Origin of the sequence: Psychrobacter sp. TB55-MNA-CIBAN-0194, assembly GCF_040309505.1 — a bacterium.
GTDB classification, from domain to species: Bacteria; Pseudomonadota; Gammaproteobacteria; order Pseudomonadales; family Moraxellaceae; genus Psychrobacter; species Psychrobacter fozii.
Genome location: NZ_JBEOOW010000807.1, coordinates 1 through 235 on the forward strand (window position 1 = coordinate 1; position 235 = coordinate 235).

1 pseudogene is annotated in these 235 nt (G+C 44.3%); it reads left to right on the top strand.

Going from position 1 to position 235, the window contains the following annotated elements:
* Positions 1–235 (top strand): annotated as a pseudogene (locus tag AAEY75_RS17170) (acyl-CoA dehydrogenase); the annotation flags it as partial.

Consider the following 235-nt stretch of genomic DNA (forward strand, 5'->3'; position numbering starts at 1 on the left):
CAGTGGTGATGAGCAAGGTGTGGTTCATAAAGGTAATGACATTATTACTCCTGATGGCTTTAAAGAAGTGTATCAGCAGTTTTCAGAAGGCGGCTGGGTAGGGCTTTGTGGTGAGTCAGATTTTGGTGGCATGGGCATGCCAAAAATGCTTGGCGTGTTAGTGGATGAAATGAATTACAGCTCGTGTAATTCGTTTACGTTATATAACTCACTGACCGCTGGTGCTGCGTTATGT